The sequence below is a fragment of the Streptomyces sp. NPDC005302 genome, from assembly GCF_040607345.1.
Taxonomy (GTDB): Bacteria; Actinomycetota; Actinomycetes; order Streptomycetales; family Streptomycetaceae; genus Streptomyces.
On record NZ_JBEXGN010000018.1, the window covers coordinates 136,315 to 153,669 of the forward strand.

Annotated in this window: 15 protein-coding genes; 12 read left to right on the plus strand and 3 right to left on the minus strand. The window is 72.4% G+C overall.

What is annotated here, in order from left to right:
- Positions 1-40: 40 nt before the first annotated feature.
- Positions 41-850 (minus strand): NAD(P)-dependent oxidoreductase, encoded by an 810-nt coding sequence (locus ABZT74_RS25140; RefSeq protein ID WP_356438286.1) that lies wholly within the window; start codon positions 848-850, stop codon positions 41-43.
- 289 nt (positions 851-1,139) lie between these two features.
- Between ABZT74_RS25140 and ABZT74_RS25145 the strand changes: the two genes are divergently transcribed.
- Positions 1,140-2,078, plus strand: coding sequence for a 5-dehydro-4-deoxyglucarate dehydratase (locus ABZT74_RS25145; RefSeq protein WP_356173961.1), 939 nt, complete (start codon positions 1,140-1,142; stop codon positions 2,076-2,078).
- On the plus strand, positions 2,075-3,244 hold the full coding sequence (locus tag ABZT74_RS25150; RefSeq protein ID WP_356438290.1) for a hypothetical protein: 1,170 nt from the start codon (positions 2,075-2,077) through the stop codon (positions 3,242-3,244). Before ABZT74_RS25145 ends, ABZT74_RS25150 begins: the two co-directional genes overlap by 4 nt.
- Before the next feature lie 85 nt (positions 3,245-3,329).
- On the opposite strand, the gene ABZT74_RS25155 is transcribed toward ABZT74_RS25150, so the two are convergent.
- Together ABZT74_RS25155 and ABZT74_RS25160 are read right to left on the minus strand one after the other, a co-directional pair.
- Positions 3,330-4,532: an MFS transporter gene (locus tag ABZT74_RS25155; protein ID WP_356438293.1), complete on the minus strand. Its 1,203-nt coding sequence runs from the start codon at positions 4,530-4,532 to the stop codon at positions 3,330-3,332.
- 73 nt (positions 4,533-4,605) lie between these two features.
- The gene (locus ABZT74_RS25160; protein ID WP_356438296.1) at positions 4,606-5,793 is read right to left on the minus strand and encodes a serine hydrolase domain-containing protein; all 1,188 of its coding nucleotides are present in this window, start codon (positions 5,791-5,793) and stop codon (positions 4,606-4,608) included.
- A gap of 281 nt (positions 5,794-6,074) precedes the next feature.
- Between ABZT74_RS25160 and ABZT74_RS25165 the strand changes: the two genes are divergently transcribed.
- From ABZT74_RS25165 to ABZT74_RS25210, 10 genes are all read left to right on the plus strand, one after another.
- On the plus strand, positions 6,075-6,662 hold the full coding sequence (locus tag ABZT74_RS25165) for a TIGR03086 family metal-binding protein (RefSeq protein WP_356438299.1): 588 nt from the start codon (positions 6,075-6,077) through the stop codon (positions 6,660-6,662).
- Positions 6,663-6,793: 131 nt separating this feature from the next.
- Positions 6,794-7,456: a GntR family transcriptional regulator gene (locus tag ABZT74_RS25170; RefSeq protein WP_356173975.1), complete on the plus strand. Its 663-nt coding sequence runs from the start codon at positions 6,794-6,796 to the stop codon at positions 7,454-7,456.
- Entirely contained in the window at positions 7,453-8,361 is a 909-nt protein-coding gene (locus ABZT74_RS25175; protein WP_356438302.1) for a dihydrodipicolinate synthase family protein, read from the plus strand. The genes ABZT74_RS25170 and ABZT74_RS25175 overlap by 4 nt, the downstream gene beginning before the upstream one ends.
- On the plus strand, positions 8,349-10,079 hold the full coding sequence (gene araD / locus ABZT74_RS25180; protein WP_356438305.1) for an L-arabinonate dehydratase: 1,731 nt from the start codon (positions 8,349-8,351) through the stop codon (positions 10,077-10,079). The genes ABZT74_RS25175 and araD overlap by 13 nt, the downstream gene beginning before the upstream one ends.
- Positions 10,080-10,233: 154 nt before the next feature.
- Positions 10,234-11,169 carry a sugar ABC transporter permease gene (locus ABZT74_RS25185; RefSeq protein WP_355876506.1) on the plus strand — a complete coding sequence of 312 codons (936 nt, stop codon included), beginning with the start codon at positions 10,234-10,236 and terminating at the stop codon, positions 11,167-11,169.
- Positions 11,166-12,071: a carbohydrate ABC transporter permease gene (locus tag ABZT74_RS25190; RefSeq protein ID WP_355876509.1), complete on the plus strand. Its 906-nt coding sequence runs from the start codon at positions 11,166-11,168 to the stop codon at positions 12,069-12,071. The genes ABZT74_RS25185 and ABZT74_RS25190 overlap by 4 nt, the downstream gene beginning before the upstream one ends.
- On the plus strand, positions 12,068-13,303 hold the full coding sequence (locus ABZT74_RS25195) for a Gfo/Idh/MocA family oxidoreductase (protein ID WP_356438308.1): 1,236 nt from the start codon (positions 12,068-12,070) through the stop codon (positions 13,301-13,303). Before ABZT74_RS25190 ends, ABZT74_RS25195 begins: the two co-directional genes overlap by 4 nt.
- Entirely contained in the window at positions 13,300-14,142 is an 843-nt protein-coding gene (locus ABZT74_RS25200) for a PmoA family protein (protein WP_356438311.1), read from the plus strand. Before ABZT74_RS25195 ends, ABZT74_RS25200 begins: the two co-directional genes overlap by 4 nt.
- A complete protein-coding gene (locus tag ABZT74_RS25205) occupies positions 14,142-15,803 on the plus strand; it encodes a family 43 glycosylhydrolase (RefSeq protein WP_356438314.1) in 1,662 nt (553 codons plus the stop codon). Before ABZT74_RS25200 ends, ABZT74_RS25205 begins: the two co-directional genes overlap by 1 nt.
- Positions 15,804-15,981: 178 nt before the next feature.
- The gene (locus tag ABZT74_RS25210; protein ID WP_356438317.1) at positions 15,982-17,355 is read left to right on the plus strand and encodes a sugar ABC transporter substrate-binding protein; all 1,374 of its coding nucleotides are present in this window, start codon (positions 15,982-15,984) and stop codon (positions 17,353-17,355) included.

The following is a 17,355-nucleotide window of genomic DNA, read 5'->3' on the forward strand; positions in this document are numbered from 1 at the left end:
GTTCGGTGCCCGCCCGCCGTCTCACCCCCCGGCTGCCGTGTCAGTACGGCCAGATTGGCGGGTGCGTGGTGAAGTGGCCGCCCAGGTGGGCGTGGTCCGGGTTGTCCGGGTCGAGGTCGCCCTGCTCGGCGATGAGCTTCTCGGCGTACGGTTCGGAGTCGTCGCGCGGTTCGTAGCCGAGGGCCCGGGCGGTCGAGAGGTCCCACCACAGGCGGGTGTTGGCGGAGGAGCCGTAGACGACGGTGTGCCCCACGTCCTCGGCGGTGAGGGCGGCGTGGAAGAGCCGGGCGCCGTCCTCGGGGCTCATCCAGACGGACAGCATGCGCACGCTGCTGGGCTCGGCGAAACAGGAGCCGATGCGCACCGAGACGGTCTCCAGGGCGTGCTTGTCCCAGTAGAGCTGGGCGAGGTCCTCGCCGAACGACTTGGACAGGCCGTAGAAGGTGTCCGGGCGGCGCGGGGTGTCGACCGGGATCAGCGGATCGTCGCCCTGGGGGCGTGGGGTGAAGCCCACCGCGTGGTTGGAGGAGGCGAAGACGATCCGGCGTACGCCCTCCTCGCGCGCGGCCTCGTACAGGTTGTAGGTCCCCTCGATGTTGGCCCGGAGGATCTTGTCGAAGGAGGCCTCCAGGGAGATCCCCGCGAGGTGGACGATCGCGTCGACACCCCGTACGGCCTCGCGCAGTGCCGCCCGGTCGGCGAGGTCGGCGGTGATCGCGCCGGGTTCGCCCTCGACGGGGAGCATGTCGAGCAGCCGGAGCTCGTAGCCGTACCGAGGCAGCAGTCCGCGCATCAGGGTGCCGAGTCCGCCGGCGGCGCCGGTGAGCAGAACGGTGCGGGGAGCGGGCATGCGGGGGTCTCCTCGGTGCGGGCCGGTGTGCCGGGGCGGGGGCTCCGTCGGGCGGTCGGCGGGGCGTCCGCCAGGCGGCCGTATTCGTGTACGAGATTCACATCCGTGGACACGCTAAGGATCGTTGACGTGCTGCGTCAAGTGTCGCGCGGACGGGGGAAATCCGCCTCCGTGTTGCGCGTTTGCGCGCTTGACCGGCCCGGAGGTGGCGGCTTAGCGTGGGCGCGTTCAGAAATATAGACGTGGATCAGAAGCGTGCACTCGGTGGGCACCTTTTTAGGGAGAGTCCGTGACGTCAGCCCCTCTCGCCGCCCGGCTGAAAATCCCCAGCGGGCCGCTGTTCTTCCCCGTCACCGCGTACGGTCCCGACGGCGCCGTCGATCTCGGCGTCTACCGGGAGCACGTGCGGCGCGGCGTCGAGGCCGGAGCCGCGGCGGTCTTCGCGGCCTGCGGCACGGGCGAGTTCCACGCGCTCACGCCCGAGGAGTTCGAGGCGTGCGTGCGGGCCGCCGTCGAGGCGACCGCGGGACGGGTGCCGGTGATCGCGGGCGCCGGCTACGGCACCGCCCTCGCCGTCCGCTACGCACGCCTCGCCGAAGCCGCCGGGGCCGACGGGCTGCTCGCCATGCCGCCCTACCTCGTGGTCGCCGGGCAGGAGGGCCTGCTGCGCCACTACCGGGAGGTCGCCGCCGCCACCTCGCTGGACGTCATCGTCTACCAGCGCGACAACGCCGTCTTCACCCCCGAGAGCGTGGTCGAACTCGCCCGCACCGACGGGATCATCGGCTTCAAGGACGGCCTCGGCGACCTGGACCTGATCCAGCGGACCGTGAGCGCCGTCCGCGCCGAGGTGCCCGGCGAGTTCCTCTACTTCAACGGCCTGCCGACCGCCGAACTGACCGGACTCGCCTACCGGGGCGTGGGCATCACGCTCTACTCCTCGGCGGTCTTCTGCTTCGCCCCCGAGATCGCCCTGGCCTTCCACCGGGCGCTGAACTCCGGGGACGACACGACGGTGAACCGGCTGCTGGACGGCTTCTACCGGCCCTTCGTCGACCTGCGGGCGCAGGGCCGCGGTTACGCGGTCGCCCTCGTCAAGGCAGGGGTCCGGCTGCGCGGCCTCGACGTCGGCGAGGTACGGCCCCCGTTGCACGAGCCGACCGAGGACCACGTGAAGCAGCTCGCCCAGCTCACCGACCGCGGGTACGCGCTGCTGGAGGAGATGTGAGGGCGTCCGCGTTCCTGTACCCGTGGGACGTCAACGGAGACCCGGAGGCCGCGGCGAGGACCGCCGCGCTCGGCGTACGACAGGTGACGCTGGCCTCCGCCTACCACTCCACCCGCGCGCTGACCCCGCGCCACCCCCGGCACCGCGTCGTCACCGCCGAACACGCCGCCGTGCTCTACCCGTTGGACGAGGCCCGCTGGGCGGAACGCGCCCTGCGCCCCGAGCCGGCCGGGGACTGGGCGCCCGGTGACGCGTACGGCGAGGCCGCGGACGCGCTCGCCGGCGCCGGACTCGACGTGCACACCTGGGTCGTCCTCGCGCACAACTCCCGTATGGGACAGGAACATCCGTCGACCTCGGTCGTCAACGCCTACGGGGACCGCTACCCGTGGGCCCCCTGCATCGCCCAGCCCGGCACCCGCGCCTACCTGACCGGCCTGGCGAAGGAGGCCGCGGTCCGCCCCGGCGCCGCCGGTACGGAACTGGAGTCGCTCGGCTGGTACGGACTCGCCCATCTGCACGCCCACGACAAGACCGGGGGCGTCCCGCTCGGGGACTCCGGCCACTACCTCATGTCGCTCTGCTTCTGTGCCGCGTGCGCCGACGGGTACGACCGGCACGGCCTGGACGCCGAGGCGCTGGCGTCCTTCGTGCGCGGCGCGCTGGACCCGGTGTGGCGTGGCGCCCCGTCCGACGGAGGCTGGGCCGGAGTGGAGAAGCTCCTCGGGGCGGAGACGGCCGCGGCCACCCGCGCCTGGCGGGACGCGGTGGCACGCTCGCTCCAGGAGGAGACGGTCAGGGCCGTACGCTCCGTCGCGCCCCCGGGCTTCCGGATCCTGCTGCACGCCGACCCCGTCTCCTTCCACTGCGGGGCCAACGCCGGTGTCGATCCGCGGCACATCCTCTCCGTGGCGGACGGCGTGGTCGTGCCGTGCGCCGGAGGCACCGGCCTGCTCGCCCCGTTCGCGCAGACGGCCGCGCCCGGACAGGTCATCGCCGCCAACTTCACCGTGGTGTCCGGAATGGGCGGTCACCCCGACACCCTCGGCACCGACGCGGCCCGCGCGGCCGAAGAGGGCGCCACCGAACTGCGCCTGTATCACGCGGGTCTGGCATCGGACCAGGACCTGGAGAGGGTGAGCCAGGCGCTGGCGGGCCTCGCGTGAACGCCTCGGGCGTCCGCGGAACGGGTCCGGGGCTCAGATCCGGGGGACGGGGCGCGGGCGGAGAGGGTGGAACACCGCCGTTTGCTCACCCCCGCACCGGCGCGCGGACACCCCGGAGGAGAGGCCCGAGCGTCACGAGCCGGGCCACCCCCAGCACGGGCAGCAGAACCCGGTAGTCGACGAGTTCGACGAGCCCCGCGCCGAGGGCGAGCCCGACGGCGTTGGGCGCGTACAGCAGGGTGTTCAGGGAGGCGGACGCCCGCCCCAGCAGCTCCGCCGGGGTCTCGCGCTGCACCGCCGTGAACGCGGCGACCAGCACACACGGCAGTCCGAGCCCCACCCCCGCACTGCAGGCGAGCGCCACCGCGTCGAGCGGAACGGCCCGCAGGACGACCGCGACGGCGGTGAGCGCGATCCCGCAGGCGGCGAACCGCCGTTCGCCGAGCCTGCGCAGCAACGTCCCGGACAGCAGCCCGACGGTCACGGACCCGGCACCCTGGGCGACGTACAGCAGCCCGACGAAGGCGGGGGAGTGACCGAGGCCCTCGGCCACCGCGTACACCGTGGCGCCGTTGATCCCGGCGAAGAGCATGGTCGTCCCCCCGGCGAGGACCAGCGGCCACAGGCGGGGGTGCCGGCGCAGATGGCGGACGCCCTCCGCGGTCCGTGCCCGCAGGCTCTCGGCGGGCCCCGGGTCCCTCGACGGCGGCGTCTCGCGCACCCGCAGCAGGGCGTACACCCCCGCCGCCAGCGCGAACGTCACCGCGTCCAGCAGGGCGACGCGGGGCCCGCCGTACGCCGCGTAGAGGCCCGCCCCGACGAGCGGGGCCAGCAGCTTCATGCCCTCGTTGGCCGTCATGCGCAGGCCGTTGAAGTCCCCGAGGAGGCCCCCGTCGAGCGCCGTCGCCAGCAGGGCGGACTCGGCGGCGTCCTGGACGACGCCGACGGCGCCGTAGACCAGGAGCACTCCGAACAGGATCCACAGGGTGCCCGGGCCGTCCACGGCGTACAGCACCAGCAGCAGGGCGGCCAGCAGGAGGTTCGTGCCGAGGAGCAGCGGGCGGCGGCGGGTGTGGTCGGCGAGGGTGCCGAGCGCGGGGCCGGCCAGCGTGGGGGCCCAGAGGGCGAAGACGCAGAGCGCGGCCAGCCCGTCCGAGCCCGTCAGGTCCTTCACCCAGACGCCCGCGACCAGCCACATCGCCGACGTCCCGAACCCGGAGACGACGACCGCGGCCAGATACAGCCCGGCGTCGCGGTCACCCAGAACACGCGCTCCTGTCCATGTCATGGCAGGTGATCGTGGTCATAAGGCGACCGCGACGGGATCGGGCAACTGCCCTATCCCGAGGGCCGGAGAACTCTCAGTCGCGCAGCAGCGAGCAGACGAAGTTCTCCTCGACCGTGCGCAGCTTCGCCAGCAGTTCCGGCTTGGTCTCCTTGTTCACCTGGGTGGTGAGGGAGAACGTGAGCGACCGCCGGCCGTCGGGCGTCGCCGCGATCAGCTGGGTGTAGCCGGGGAAGTTGCCGGTGTGGCCGAGGACCACGCCGCAGCGGGTGGTGTAGCGGAAGATCGCCTCGCCCGCGGCATTCCTGCCGGGGCCCGCGGGCTCCGAGGCGCCGTCGACCCACCGGCGCTGCTCGCGCAGGGTGGCGGGGGAGACGAGGGACCCGCTCGCATAGCCGCGGACGAACCGCGTCATGTCCGCCGGGGTCGAGACGATGCCGCCCGACGCCCACACGCCCGAGGCGCTGAGCACCTCGCTGACGTCCTCCGGAGGGTTGGGAGGCTCGACGTCGTAGCCGTGCATGTACGGCTCGGGCAGCCGGTAGCCCTGCGGAAGGCTCGTGTCGCGCAGGCCGAGAGGCCGGTAGACGAGGCCGCGCAGCAGATCCTCGTAGCGCTTGCCGGTCACCGCCTCGGCCATCAGCGCGACGGCGATGTTGTCGGAGTTCGAGTACGCGTACCGCGATCCCGGACGGAACAGCAGGGGTTCGCCGGCCACGTAGTCGAGGAGCCGCCGCGAGTCGAAGCGGTGATGCGGATCGGCGGTGAGGATCTTGATGAACTCGGGGCTCCGCGTGTAGTCGGGCAGCCCGCTGGTGTGGTTCAGCAACTGGCGCAGGGTGACCGCGTGCCACTTCTTCGGCAGCGACGGCAGCCTGCGCCCGATGGTGTCGTCGAGCCGGAGCGCGCCCTTGTCGACGAGACGCAGTGCGACGGCGCCGCTGAACGCCTTCGCCGTACTGGCGATCCGCATGTGGTCGTCGGGAGAGACGGGGCGGCCGCTTTCGAGGTCCGCCACACCGGCACGCACGACGCGGGTGTCGCCGTCACGGCGCAGCACGGCGATGACACCGGGCGGGCCGCCGGGGCTGCGCACCAGGCCGTCGAGCTGCTCGCGCAGCGCGCGGTCGTGGTCACGGCCGGCGGGTGCGGCGGCGTCCGCGCCGGCGGGTGCGGACACCACGCCGGTCAGACAGGCGGCGGCGAGCAGCGCGCCGAGCGGCACGCGCAATCGGGGGCGGCGGGACAGGGGTGACGAAGGCATGGGGGTTCTCCCGAGTCGGACGGAGGCCGGAGCACGCTCGGGCCGGGTCGCACGGAGGCCGGAGCACGCTCAGCTTCGATCCCGTCTCCGCCGTCCGCCCGCGCCGCTGCTGCATACGGCGGAGCGGCCCGTCGGCGCTGGGCCGTCCGGCCGACACCCCGGAGGTCCGGGCGGGGGCCGCCGTCGGGGAACCGATGAGTTCCGCGTGCGAACGGGGTCCACATCAGGAGTGGACCCACGTCCCCGGAGACCCCGGGAACGTACATGCCAAGGAGAAGCGGATGACCGGCCAGACCTTCGACCTCGGGCCGCAGGCCCTGATCGTGGCGCGTCTCGCGGAGGGCGTCACGGACGCCCACCTCGACGGTGCCACCCCGTGCCCGGACTACGCGGTGCACCACCTCCTGGGACACCTGACGGGCCTGTCCGTCGCCTTCCGCGACGCCGCGCGGAAGGACCTGGGCGCGTCGACCGACACCGCCCCGGACTCCGCGCTGCCCGACATCGGGCCCGACTGGCGCGAGGCCCTGCCGAAGGCGCTCGACGAACTCGCCGACGCCTGGCGGGACCCGGAGGCCTGGACCGGCACGACCCGGGCGGGAGGAGTGAGCCTGCCGGGCCCGGTGGCGGCTGCCGTGGTCGCCGACGAACTGGTCGTGCACGGCTGGGACCTCGCCCGCGCCACCGGCCGGAGTTACGTCCCCGACGAGGCGGCCCTGCAGGCCGCGCACACCTTCCTCGCCGCCGTGGCCGAGGACCCGACGGGCGGCGGAGGCATCTTCGGCCCCGTGGTCCCGGTGCCCGACGGCGCGCCCTTCCTGGACCGCGTGATCGGTCTCAGCGGCCGCGACCCCGGCTGGACCCCCTAGGACCGTTCCGGAACCCCCAACCGGTTTTCCTGTCAGAAGTGTTGACGGGGCCGGGTGCCTCTCCTACCTTCAACGCGTCGTACTTCGTACGTCATATATGAGACGCGATATGTGAGATACGAGAGGCGCGCATGACGGCTGTGCCCACGCCCACCCCGATCCCGTCCCGCACCCAGGTCGTGCTGGACGGGATCAAACACCGCATCCTCACAGGGCAGTTGCCCCCGGGGGCGGCCCTGGTCGAGACCGACCTCGCCGCACAGTTCGGTGTCTCGAAGACACCCGTGCGCGAGGCGCTCAAGACCCTGGCCGGCACCGGGCTCGTGGTGATGAACCAGTACAAGGGCGTCACGGTGCGCATGGTCGACGCGGACATGGCGCGCGAGGTGTACGACGTGCGGCTGCTCCTCGAACCCGAGGCACTGCGCCGGTCGGTGCGCCTCGGTGCCACCCTCGACGCCGCCCGCGACGCGCTGACCCGCGCCGACGGCGCCACCGATACCGCGGAACGCTCCCTCGCCAACCGGGAGTTCCACCGCGCCCTGTACGTGCCCTGCGGCAATCCGCTGCTCGGCCGGATGCTCGACGAGGTCCGCGACCAGGCGGCACTCGTCTCGGCGGTCGCCTGGGCGGCCGACCCGTCCTGGGACCGGGAGGCGAGCGAGCACCGGGAGATCCTGCGGCTCGCGCTCGACGGCGACGCCGACGGTGCGGCCGGAGCGCTGCACTCCCACATCGCGTCGTTCGTGCGACGGGCCTTCCCGCAGGGCCGGGCGGAGGACGGACAGGAATGACAGCGACGTTCGAGACCCAGCGGTCGGCCCTCGCCGAGGTCGTGGCGATCCCCGTGACGCCGTTCGCCGAGGACGGCACGATCGACCGCGACACCCACCGGGCCCTGCTGCGCCGGCTGATCGACGGCGGGGTCCGCACCCTCACCCCCAACGGCAACACCGGCGAGTTCTACGCCCTCACGCCCGAGGAGCGCCGGACCGTCATGGAGCTGACGGCCGAGGAGGCCGGTGACCGAGCGGCCGTGCTGGCCGGTGTCGGCCACGACGTGCCGACCGCCGTCGCCTCCGCCCGGCATGCCGCCGCCCTCGGTGCCGGGATGGTGATGGTCCACCAACCCGTCCATCCCTACGTCTCCGAGGGCGGCTGGGTCGACTACCACCGGGCCGTCGCCGAGTCCGTGCCCGCCCTGGGCGTCGTGCCGTACATCCGCAACCCGCTGCTCCCGGGCGAGCGGCTCGCCGAACTCGCCGACGCCTGCCCGAACGTCATCGGAGTCAAGTACGCCGTCCCCGACGCCGCCCGCTTCGCCGCCTTCGCGCGGGACGCCGGGCTGGAACGGTTCGTCTGGGTGGCCGGACTCGCCGAGCCGTACGCGCCCGGTTACTTCTCGGCCGGAGCCACCGGCTTCACCTCGGGCCTGGTCAACGTCGCCCCGACCCTCTCGCTGAACATGATCGAAGCACTGCGGTCCGGCGACTACCCGGCCGCGATGAAGGTCTGGGAGCAGATCCGCCGCTTCGAGGAGCTGCGCGGGGCGAACGCCTCCGCGAACAACGTGACCGTGGTCAAGGAGGCTCTGGCCTCGCTCGGTCTGTGCCGCCGCGACGTGCGCCCGCCGAGCCGGCCGCTGGCCGAGAGCGAGCGCTCCGAGGTCGCCGCCATAGCCGCCGGATGGCCCCTGTGAAGCGGCCCGAGGACCTCCGCAGCCATCAGTGGTACGGCACCGAGGGGCTCCGCTCGTTCAGCCACCGGGCCCGGACCCGCCAGCTCGGCTACCTGCCGGAGGAACACCTCGGCAAGCCGGTGATCGCGATCCTCAACACCTGGTCCGACATCAACCCCTGCCACGTCCACCTGCGCGAGCGCGCGCAGGCCGTGAAGCGGGGCGTGTGGCAGGCCGGGGGGTTCCCGCTGGAATTCCCCGTGTCCACGCTCAGCGAGACCTTCCAGAAGCCGACCCCGATGCTCTACCGCAACCTCCTCGCCATGGAGACGGAGGAGTTGCTGCGGTCGTACCCGGTCGACGGGGCGGTCCTGATGGGCGGCTGCGACAAGTCGACTCCGGCGCTGCTCATGGGGGCGGCCTCGGTCGACCTGCCGACGGTCTTCGTGCCGGCCGGACCGATGCTCCCGGGCCACTGGCGCAACGAAGTCCTGGGCTCCGGAACCGACATGTGGAAGTACTGGGACGACCGGCGTGCCGGACTCATCGGCGACTGCGAGATGGCCGAGCTGGAGAGCGGGCTCGCGCGGTCACCCGGACACTGCATGACGATGGGCACGGCGTCCACCCTGACGGCCGCGGCGGAGGCCCTCGGCGTCACCGTGCCGGGCGCGTCGAGCATCCCCGCCGTCGACTCGGGGCACGAGCGGATGGCCGCCGCGGCCGGACTCCGGATCGTCGAACTCGTCCACCGGGACCGCCGGTTGAGCGAGATCCTCACCGCCGATGCCTTCGAGGACGCCGTGACCACGGTGCTCGGCCTGGGCGGTTCGACGAACGCCGTGATCCATCTGATCGCCATGGCCGGACGCGCCGGTGTCACCCTCACACTCGACGACTTCGACCGGATCGCCCGGACAGTGCCGGTCCTCGCCAACGTGCGGCCCGGCGGACGGACGTACCTCATGGAGGACTTCCACTTCGCCGGCGGGCTGCCCGGGTTCCTGTCGCGGATCACCGATCTGCTGCACCTGGACCGGCCCACGGTGTCCCACGACAGCCTGCGCGAGCAACTGGCGAACGCGCGGGTGCACGACGACGACGTCATCCGCACCCGGGACGACCCGGTCGCGGCCGAGGGAGGGGTGGCCGTCCTGCGCGGCAACCTCTGCCCGGACGGCGCCGTCATCAAGCACATCGCCGCCGAGCCGCACCTGCTCCGGCACACCGGTCCCGCGGTCGTCTTCGACGACTACCGCACCATGCAGCGGACCATCGACGACCCGTCGCTCGGCATCACCGCGGACACCGTGCTGGTGCTGCGGGGCGCGGGGCCCAAGGGCGGCCCGGGCATGCCCGAGTACGGGATGCTGCCCATCCCCGAGCACCTGCTCAAGCAGGGCGTCCGGGACATGGTGCGGATCTCCGACGCCCGGATGAGCGGCACGAGTTACGGCACGTGCGTGCTGCACGTGGCACCCGAGTCGTACGTCGGCGGCCCGCTCGCCCTCGTGCGGACCGGCGACACGATCAGCCTCGACGTCGAGGCGCGGTCACTCCGGCTGGACGTGGACGACACGGAGCTGGAGCGCAGGCGGGCGGAGTGGACGCCGCCCCCCGCCCGGTACGAACGCGGCTACGGCGCGCTCTACACCGAGCAGATCACCCAGGCCGACACCGGCTGCGACTTCGCGTTCCTGGCCCGGCCGGGCACGGTGCGGGACCCGTACGCGGGCTGAGGCCCCGCACTCGCACCAGCACCAACACCCGCACTCGCACCAGCACCAGCACCAGCACCCGCACGTGGAAGTGCTCGACCCATGGGGTCGTAGCAAGCGCTTCCTGCACCCGTTGTACTCGCCCGACTCGCCCCACTGCGAACGGAGAACAGTCATGGCCCAAGCCGCAGCCGTGGCGAAACCGCCCGCGCCACCCCGGCGGCGCCGTGCCTCCGCGACCCCGCGCAGGCTCCCGTATCTGCTGATCGCCCCGGCGGCGCTGCTGATGCTGGGCTTCATCGCCTACCCCGTCATCAGCGTCTTCTACTACAGCCTGCAGAACTACAACCCCACCAAACCCTGGCGCAACGGATACGCCGGCTTCGACAACTTCGTGCACGCCTTCACCGCGGACCCGCAGTTCTGGGACACCCTCACCTTCAGCGCGAAGTGGGTCGTCGTCGAGGTGGGGCTCCAACTGCTGTTCGGCCTGGCGCTCGCGCTGATCGTCAACCAGACCTTCGTCGGACGGGCCGTCGGGCGCGCGCTGGTCTTCTCGCCGTGGGCCGTCTCCGGGGTGCTGACCTCGGCGATCTGGGTGCTGCTCTACAACTCCCAGACGGGCATCACCCGTTACCTCGCCGACGCGGGCATCGGCTCCTACGGCACCAGCTGGCTCTCGGACACCTCCACCGTCTTCCCGGCGGCGGTGGTCGCCGACCTGTGGCGCGGTGTCCCCTTCTTCGCGATCCTGATCCTCGCCGACCTCCAGTCCGTCTCCAAGGACCTGTACGAGGCCGCCGAGGTCGACGGGGCGAGCCGGGTCCGGCAGTTCCTGCACATCACCCTGCCGCACCTCAAGGACGCGATCATCCTGTCCACGCTGCTGCGCGCGGTGTGGGAGTTCAACAACGTCGACCTGCTCTACACGCTGACCGGCGGCGGACCCGCGGGGGAGACGACGACCCTGCCGCTCTACATCGCCAACACCAGCGTCGACGCCCACAACTTCGGCTACGCCTCGGCCCTGACCGCCGTCGCGTTCGTGATTCTGCTGTTCTGCTCGATCGTCTATCTGCGGCTGAGCAAGTTCGGAGGCGGGGACAAGTGATCACCAAGGACGCCGGGACGATCGCCCCGGCCGCACCCGCCCCGCCGGCGGAGGAGCCGCCCCGCCCCCAGGCGCGGACCAGGCATCGCGCGTGGGACGAGGTCCCCCGGTGGCACATCTACGTCCCCCTGGGCATCTACCTGCTCTTCACCCTGATCCCCTTCTACTGGATCCTGCTCTTCGCGCTGCGCCCCGCCGGGTCGACCTCGCTCGTGCCCTGGCCCATGACCTTCGACCACTTCGACAAGGTCTGGACCGAACGCAGCTTCGGGACCTACTTCCAGAACAGCGTGCTCATCGCCGTCGCCACCCTGGTGATGACGACCCTCGTCGCGCTCGCCGGCGGCTACGCGCTCGCCCGGTTCGATTTCAGGATCAAGCGCGGCTTCCTGCTGGCGCTGCTCTGCTCCCAGTTCGTACCGGGCGCCCTGCTCCTGGTCCCGCTCTTCCAGATCTTCGCCAAGCTCCAGATGATCAACTCGCTGGCCAGCGTGGTCATCGCCGAGACCGTCTTCCAGCTGCCGCTGTCGATGATCCTGATCAGCGGCTTCATCCGGAACGTGCCGTACTCCCTGGAGGAGGCCGCCTGGGTGGACGGCTGCAACCGCTTCGACGCCTTTCGCATCGTCGTCCTGCCGCTGCTGCGGCCCGGGCTGATCGCCGTCGGCTCGTTCGCCTTCGTGCACGCCTGGAACCACTTCCTGTTCGCCCTGATGTTCCTCAGCGACCAGAGCAAGCAGACCATCCCGGTGGGCCTCAACACCCTGATGAGCTCCGACAGCGTCGACCTGGGAGCGCTCGCAGCGGGCGGCATCATCGCCGCCGTCCCCGTGGTCGTCGTCTTCGCGTTCATCCAGAAGTGGCTGATCACCGGGTTCAGCGCGGGCGCGGTGAAGGGATGACGTCCGCGGCGCGGCCCGGCCGGACCGGGCAGGTGGACGGGGGAACCGAGCGGCGCACGCCCGCGGACGGCCCGGCACCCCGGCGGGCCACCGGACTCCCGCTCCCCGTCGTCCTCGCCGGTGCCCGCGGCCACGGCCACCGGCATCTGGACAACATCCGCCGGCTCCAGCGCGAGGGTCTCGTACGCCTGGCCGGCGTGTGCGAACTGACCCCGCTCGGCCCGGAGGAACTCGACGGGCAGCACGTCGAGCAGTCCACCGACCTGGGCGCCCTGCTCGACGCCACCGGCGCCGTGATCGCGGTGATCTGCACCCCCATCCCCACCCACACCGGCCTGGCGCTGACCGCCGCGCGCCGCGGTGTCCACCTGCTCCTGGAGAAGCCGCCCGCGCCGTCCTACGCCGAGTTCCTGCGGATGGCCGACGGCGTCGCCGCCGCGGGCGTCGCCTGCCAGATCGGCTTCCAGTCGCTCGGCTCGCACGCCGTCCCCGCCGTCCGGGAGCTGATCGCCCAAGGCGCGCTCGGCCGGGTGACCGGCATCGGCGCTGCGGGGGCCTGGGCCCGGGACGAGGCGTACTACCGGCGCGCGCCGTGGGCGGGCAGGCGGCGGCTCGACGGTGCGGACGTGGTCGACGGTGTGCTCACGAACCCGCTGGCCCACGCCGTCGCCACCGCCCTCGCCCTGGACGGCTCGACCCGGGCCGAGGACGTCACCGGCATCGAGATGGAGCTGCTGCGCGCCAACGACATCGAGTCCGACGACACCTCGTGCGTACGGGTGACGACCGCCGGGCGCGCCATCACCGTCGCGGCCACGCTCTGCGCCGAGAACCCGGGCGAACCGTACGTCGTCGTGCACGGCACGGGGGGCCGGATCACCTTCTGGTACAAGCAGGACCGGGTCCTGCTGCAGCGGTCGGGGCACGGCCCGGAGGAGACCGGGTACGGCCGCACCGACCTGCTGGAGAACCTCGTCGGACATCTGACGGACGGCGTCCAACTCCTGGTCCCGCCCGCGTCGACGGGCGCGTTCATGAAGGTCCTGGAAGCGGTCCGGCGGGCTCCCGAGCCCGTCGCCCTGCCGCCGGAAGCCTGGGACCTGCTGCCCGCCGAGAACCGCCGTGCCGTACGCGGCATCGACGCGCTCGTCGCGTCGGCCGCCGACACCCTCGCCCTCTACTCCGAACTGGGCGCCCCCTGGGCGCTCCCGAAAGAGGTGAGCACCGGATGAACGACACCGCGCTCGTCCTGAGCGCCGCGGGCCGCCCCGTCGGCCGGTACGTCACCCGGCCCGAACTGCCCGCCCGGCTCTCCCCGCGCCCCTACCTCCACCCGGTCACGACCCTGGCCGGCGCGCTCGTCACCGAGCTGAGTCCCACCGACCACGCGCACCACCTCGGCGCCGGTGTCGCGGTCCCCGACGTCGAGGGGCACAACTTCTGGGGCGGTCGCACCTACGTCCGCGACCAGGGGCCCACCGAACTCGGCAACCACGGCGCCCAGCGGCACACCACCTTCCGGGAGAGCGGTCCCGGCGGCTTCGTGGAGGAACTGCGCTGGACGGCCGCCGGTACCGAGCTGCTGAGCGAACGCCGTACGGTCCTGGCGGGCGAACTCACCGACTCGGCCTGGGCGCTGGACCTCACCTTCGCGCTCACGAACGTCACGGCGCGGACGCTCTCCCTCGGCAGCCCGGCCACCAACGGACGGCCGGGCGCGGGATACGGCGGCTTCTTCTGGCGGGCCCGCAAGGAGCCGCACGCCCCGCGCGTGTTCACCGCCGACACCGAGGGCGAGGAATCGGTGCACGCCCGCCCCGCGGACTGGCTCGCGCTCGCCGGCGCCGGCTGGACACTCGTCTTCGCCGGGGCGACGGAACGGACGCGCCGCGACCCGTGGTTCGTGCGCACCGCCCAGTACCCGGGCGTCGGTTCCTCCCTGGCCCACCGGAGCCGGCTCACCGTCGCGGCCGGTGACACGCTCGTACGCCGGATCGTCACGGTCGTCGCCGACGGCACGCCCGACCGGGCCGCAGTCGCGGCCCTGGTGCGCAAGGCGGTGAGCACCTGATGGCCCTGCCCTCCGCCGACCTGGGTGACGGCACCTACCGCAACCCCGTGCTCGACGCCGACTGGTCCGACCCCGACGTGCTCCGCGTGGGCGACGACTTCTACCTCACCGCGTCCAGCTTCGGCCGCGCGCCGGGGCTGCCTCTGCTGCACTCGCGCGACCTGGTCAACTGGACGCTCGTCGGCCACGCCCTCCAACGCCTGGAGCCGGCCGCCGAGTTCGGCCGTCCCCGGCACGACCGCGGGGTCTGGGCGCCCTCCCTGCGTCACCACGACGACCGCTTCTGGATCTTCTGGGGCGACCCGGACCACGGCATCTTCCAGATCAACGCCCCCGCGATCAGGGGCCCTTGGACTCCGCCGCACCTGGTGAAGGAGGGCAAGGGGCTCATCGACGCCTGCCCCCTGTGGGACGCGGAGAGCGGCGAGGCGTATCTCGTGCACGCCTGGGCCGCGTCCCGCGCGGGCGTGAAGAACCGGCTCACCGGACACCGGATGCGTCCGGACGGCAGCGGGCTGCTCGACGAGGGCAAGGTGATCGTCGACGCCGACCGCATCCCCGGCTGGTTCACCCTCGAAGGCCCCAAGGCCTACCGGCACGACGGCTGGTTCTGGATCTTCGCGCCGGCCGGGGGAGTCGAGACCGGCTGGCAGGGCGTCCTCCGTTCGCGCGGCTTCTTCGGGCCCTACGAGGAGAGGGTGGTGCTGGAGCAGGGGGACACCCCGGTCAACGGCCCGCACCAGGGCGGCTGGGTGCGCACGGCGACGGGCGAGGACTGGTTCCTGCACTTCCAGCAGCGCGGCGCCCACGGACGAGTGGTCCACCTCCAGCCGATGCGCTGGGCCGGTGATGGCGCCGACGGCGGGAACTGGCCGGTCCTCGGTGACGCGGGCGTCCCCGTCGCCGCCCACCGGAAGCCGGACCTGCCGTCCCAGCCGCCGTCCGCGCCCGCGACCGACGACGACTTCCCCGGCGGCCGCTTCGGACGTCAGTGGCAGTGGACCGCCAACCCGCAGGACGGCTGGGCGCCCCAGCACTCCGGCGACGGGCTCCGGCTCAGCTGCGTCCGCGCACGCGACCCGCGCGCCCCCTACGACCCGCACGCCCCCTACGACCCGCACGCCCCCTACGACCCGCACGCTCCGTGCGACGTACGCGACCCCTACGACCTGCGCACGCTTCCCCACGTCCTCACCCAGCGGCTCCCCGGCGCGTCCGCCGCCGTCGAGGTCGCACTGCGTCTCGACAGCGAGGAGCCGGGTGCCCGCGCCGGGCTCACCGTGCTCGGAGACGCCTACAGCTGGATCGGGCTGCAGCGGGAGTCCGACGGATCGGTGCGGCTCGTGCACCGGTTCGCCGAGCCGGTCGCCCCCGGGGCGACCGCCGCGCCCGTGGAGCGGCGCACCGCCGAGCGGGACGCCGCCCCGGCGCGCGAGGCGCCGGACGGCCGGGCCCGGCTGTGGATCGAGATCGGGGCCGGCGCCCGCTGCCGCTTCTCCTGCGACGTCGGCGGCGGCCGGCAGCCCTCGGGGCAGGTCTTCGCCGCGACGCCCTGGCGCTGGGTCGGCGCCCTGCTCGGGCTCTTCGCCCTCGCGCCGGACGGCGGAGGGCACGCCGGCGCCGCCACGTTCACCCGGTTCCGGGTCACCGCGACCCGCTGAGAGTCACTTCCTGTCGTCCGTCCGCCTGTTGGGAGCCGCAATGACGCACCTCCGTAGCAAGCGCTTGCCGGATGCGGAGGGAAGGGCACGCCCCTTCCGGAAGCAGCCGTGTGCCGACCGTCCAGAGCAACTCATCCACCGCACAGCCCTGTTGGAACCGGAAGAAGAGAGCCGACCGATGAAGACCAGCTCCCTGAGGAACAGCACACCGAGGACCGGCCGGTCGTGGACCGGCGGCCGGCGTACGGCCGTGGCGGTCGCGCTCGGGTCGGTGCTCGCGCTGACCGCCACCGCCTGCGGCGACGACGGCAGCGGCAGCGCGGGGGACAAGGGCACCGAGGGTTCCGGCAAGGGCGAGATCACCTTCTGGGACAACAACGGCGGTGTCCGTACGGACATCTGGAAGCAGATCATCGCCGACTTCGAGAAGAAGAACCCGGACATCAAGGTCAAGTACGTCGGCATCCCGGCGGCCAGTGCCCAGTCCAAGTACGACACCGCGATCCAGGGCGGCGGGCTGCCCGACGTCGGCGGCGTGGGCACCGCGATGCTCGCCGAGGTCGCCGTCCAGGGCGCGCTGGAGCCGCTGGACGGCCGGCTCGGGAAGAGCCCGCTGAAGGGGAAGCTGAGCGAGAACCTCGTCGACGTGAGCCGGGCCGCGGGCGGCGGAGACACGCTCTACCAGGTGCCGACCTCCGCCAACAACGGCACGCTCTGGTACCGCACCGACCTGTTCAAGGCGGCAGGGCTGGCCGCGCCGACCACCTGGTCGAAGTTCTACGACGCCGCCGGAAAGCTCAGCGACAAGGGGAAGAACAAGTTCGGCTTCACCATCCGCGGCGGTGAGGGATCCATCGCGCCGGCGCTGGACGCCGCGTACGGACAGTCCGGCATCACCTCGTTCTGGAACGGCGACAAGACCACCGTCAACGACCCCAGGAACGTGGCGGCCCTGGCGAAGTACGTCGCCCTCTACAAGAAGGTCACGCCCTCCGCCGACGTCAACAACGACTTCACCAAGATGGTCGCGCAGTGGGACAGCGGCACCATCGGCATGCTGAGCCACAACCTCGGCTCCTACCAGGACCACCTGAAGGCGCTGGGCGCGGGCGCGTTCCGCGGCATCCCGAACCCCACCCAGGACGACGGCACGCGCGTGCAGGTCTCCAACCCGGTCGACGGTCTGAGCCTCTTCAAGTCCGGCAAGAACAAGGCGGCCGCCTGGAAGTTCATCGAGTTCGCCCTCTCGGCGGCGGAGAACTCCAAGTTCAACGAGTCCGCGGGGCAGGTGCCGGCGAACACCGACGCCGCCAAGGACCAGTGGATCCAGCGGGCCGAGCCGACCCGGCTGGCCGCGGAGGCACTGAACGGCGGCAGCACCAAGATCGTGCAGCTGCCCTACTACCTGCCCGACTGGAACACCATCTCCAAGGCCGACAACGAGCCCAACTTCCAGAAGGTGCTCCTCGGCAAGATGAGCGCGAAGGACTTCCTGGACACCCTGGCGGACCAGCTGAACACGGCGCAGGCCGACTGGAAGGCCCACCAGTAG

What these genes read in the sequence shown, in the direction of transcription:
- ABZT74_RS25185 (WP_355876506.1), top strand. Translation starts at nt 10,234, where the DNA reads ATGGCCCAAGCCGCAGCCGTGGCGAAACCGCCCGCGCCACCCCGGCGG.
- ABZT74_RS25210 (WP_356438317.1), top strand. Translation starts at nt 15,982, where the DNA reads ATGAAGACCAGCTCCCTGAGGAACAGCACACCGAGGACCGGCCGGTCG.
- ABZT74_RS25155 (WP_356438293.1), bottom strand. Translation starts at nt 4,532, where the DNA reads ATGACATGGACAGGAGCGCGTGTTCTGGGTGACCGCGACGCCGGGCTG.
- araD (WP_356438305.1), top strand. Translation starts at nt 8,349, where the DNA reads ATGGCCCCTGTGAAGCGGCCCGAGGACCTCCGCAGCCATCAGTGGTAC.
- ABZT74_RS25195 (WP_356438308.1), top strand. Translation starts at nt 12,068, where the DNA reads ATGACGTCCGCGGCGCGGCCCGGCCGGACCGGGCAGGTGGACGGGGGA.
- ABZT74_RS25140 (WP_356438286.1), bottom strand. Translation starts at nt 850, where the DNA reads ATGCCCGCTCCCCGCACCGTTCTGCTCACCGGCGCCGCCGGCGGACTC.
- ABZT74_RS25165 (WP_356438299.1), top strand. Translation starts at nt 6,075, where the DNA reads ATGACCGGCCAGACCTTCGACCTCGGGCCGCAGGCCCTGATCGTGGCG.
- ABZT74_RS25160 (WP_356438296.1), bottom strand. Translation starts at nt 5,793, where the DNA reads ATGCCTTCGTCACCCCTGTCCCGCCGCCCCCGATTGCGCGTGCCGCTC.
- ABZT74_RS25205 (WP_356438314.1), top strand. Translation starts at nt 14,142, where the DNA reads ATGGCCCTGCCCTCCGCCGACCTGGGTGACGGCACCTACCGCAACCCC.
- ABZT74_RS25170 (WP_356173975.1), top strand. Translation starts at nt 6,794, where the DNA reads ATGACGGCTGTGCCCACGCCCACCCCGATCCCGTCCCGCACCCAGGTC.
- ABZT74_RS25200 (WP_356438311.1), top strand. Translation starts at nt 13,300, where the DNA reads ATGAACGACACCGCGCTCGTCCTGAGCGCCGCGGGCCGCCCCGTCGGC.
- ABZT74_RS25175 (WP_356438302.1), top strand. Translation starts at nt 7,453, where the DNA reads ATGACAGCGACGTTCGAGACCCAGCGGTCGGCCCTCGCCGAGGTCGTG.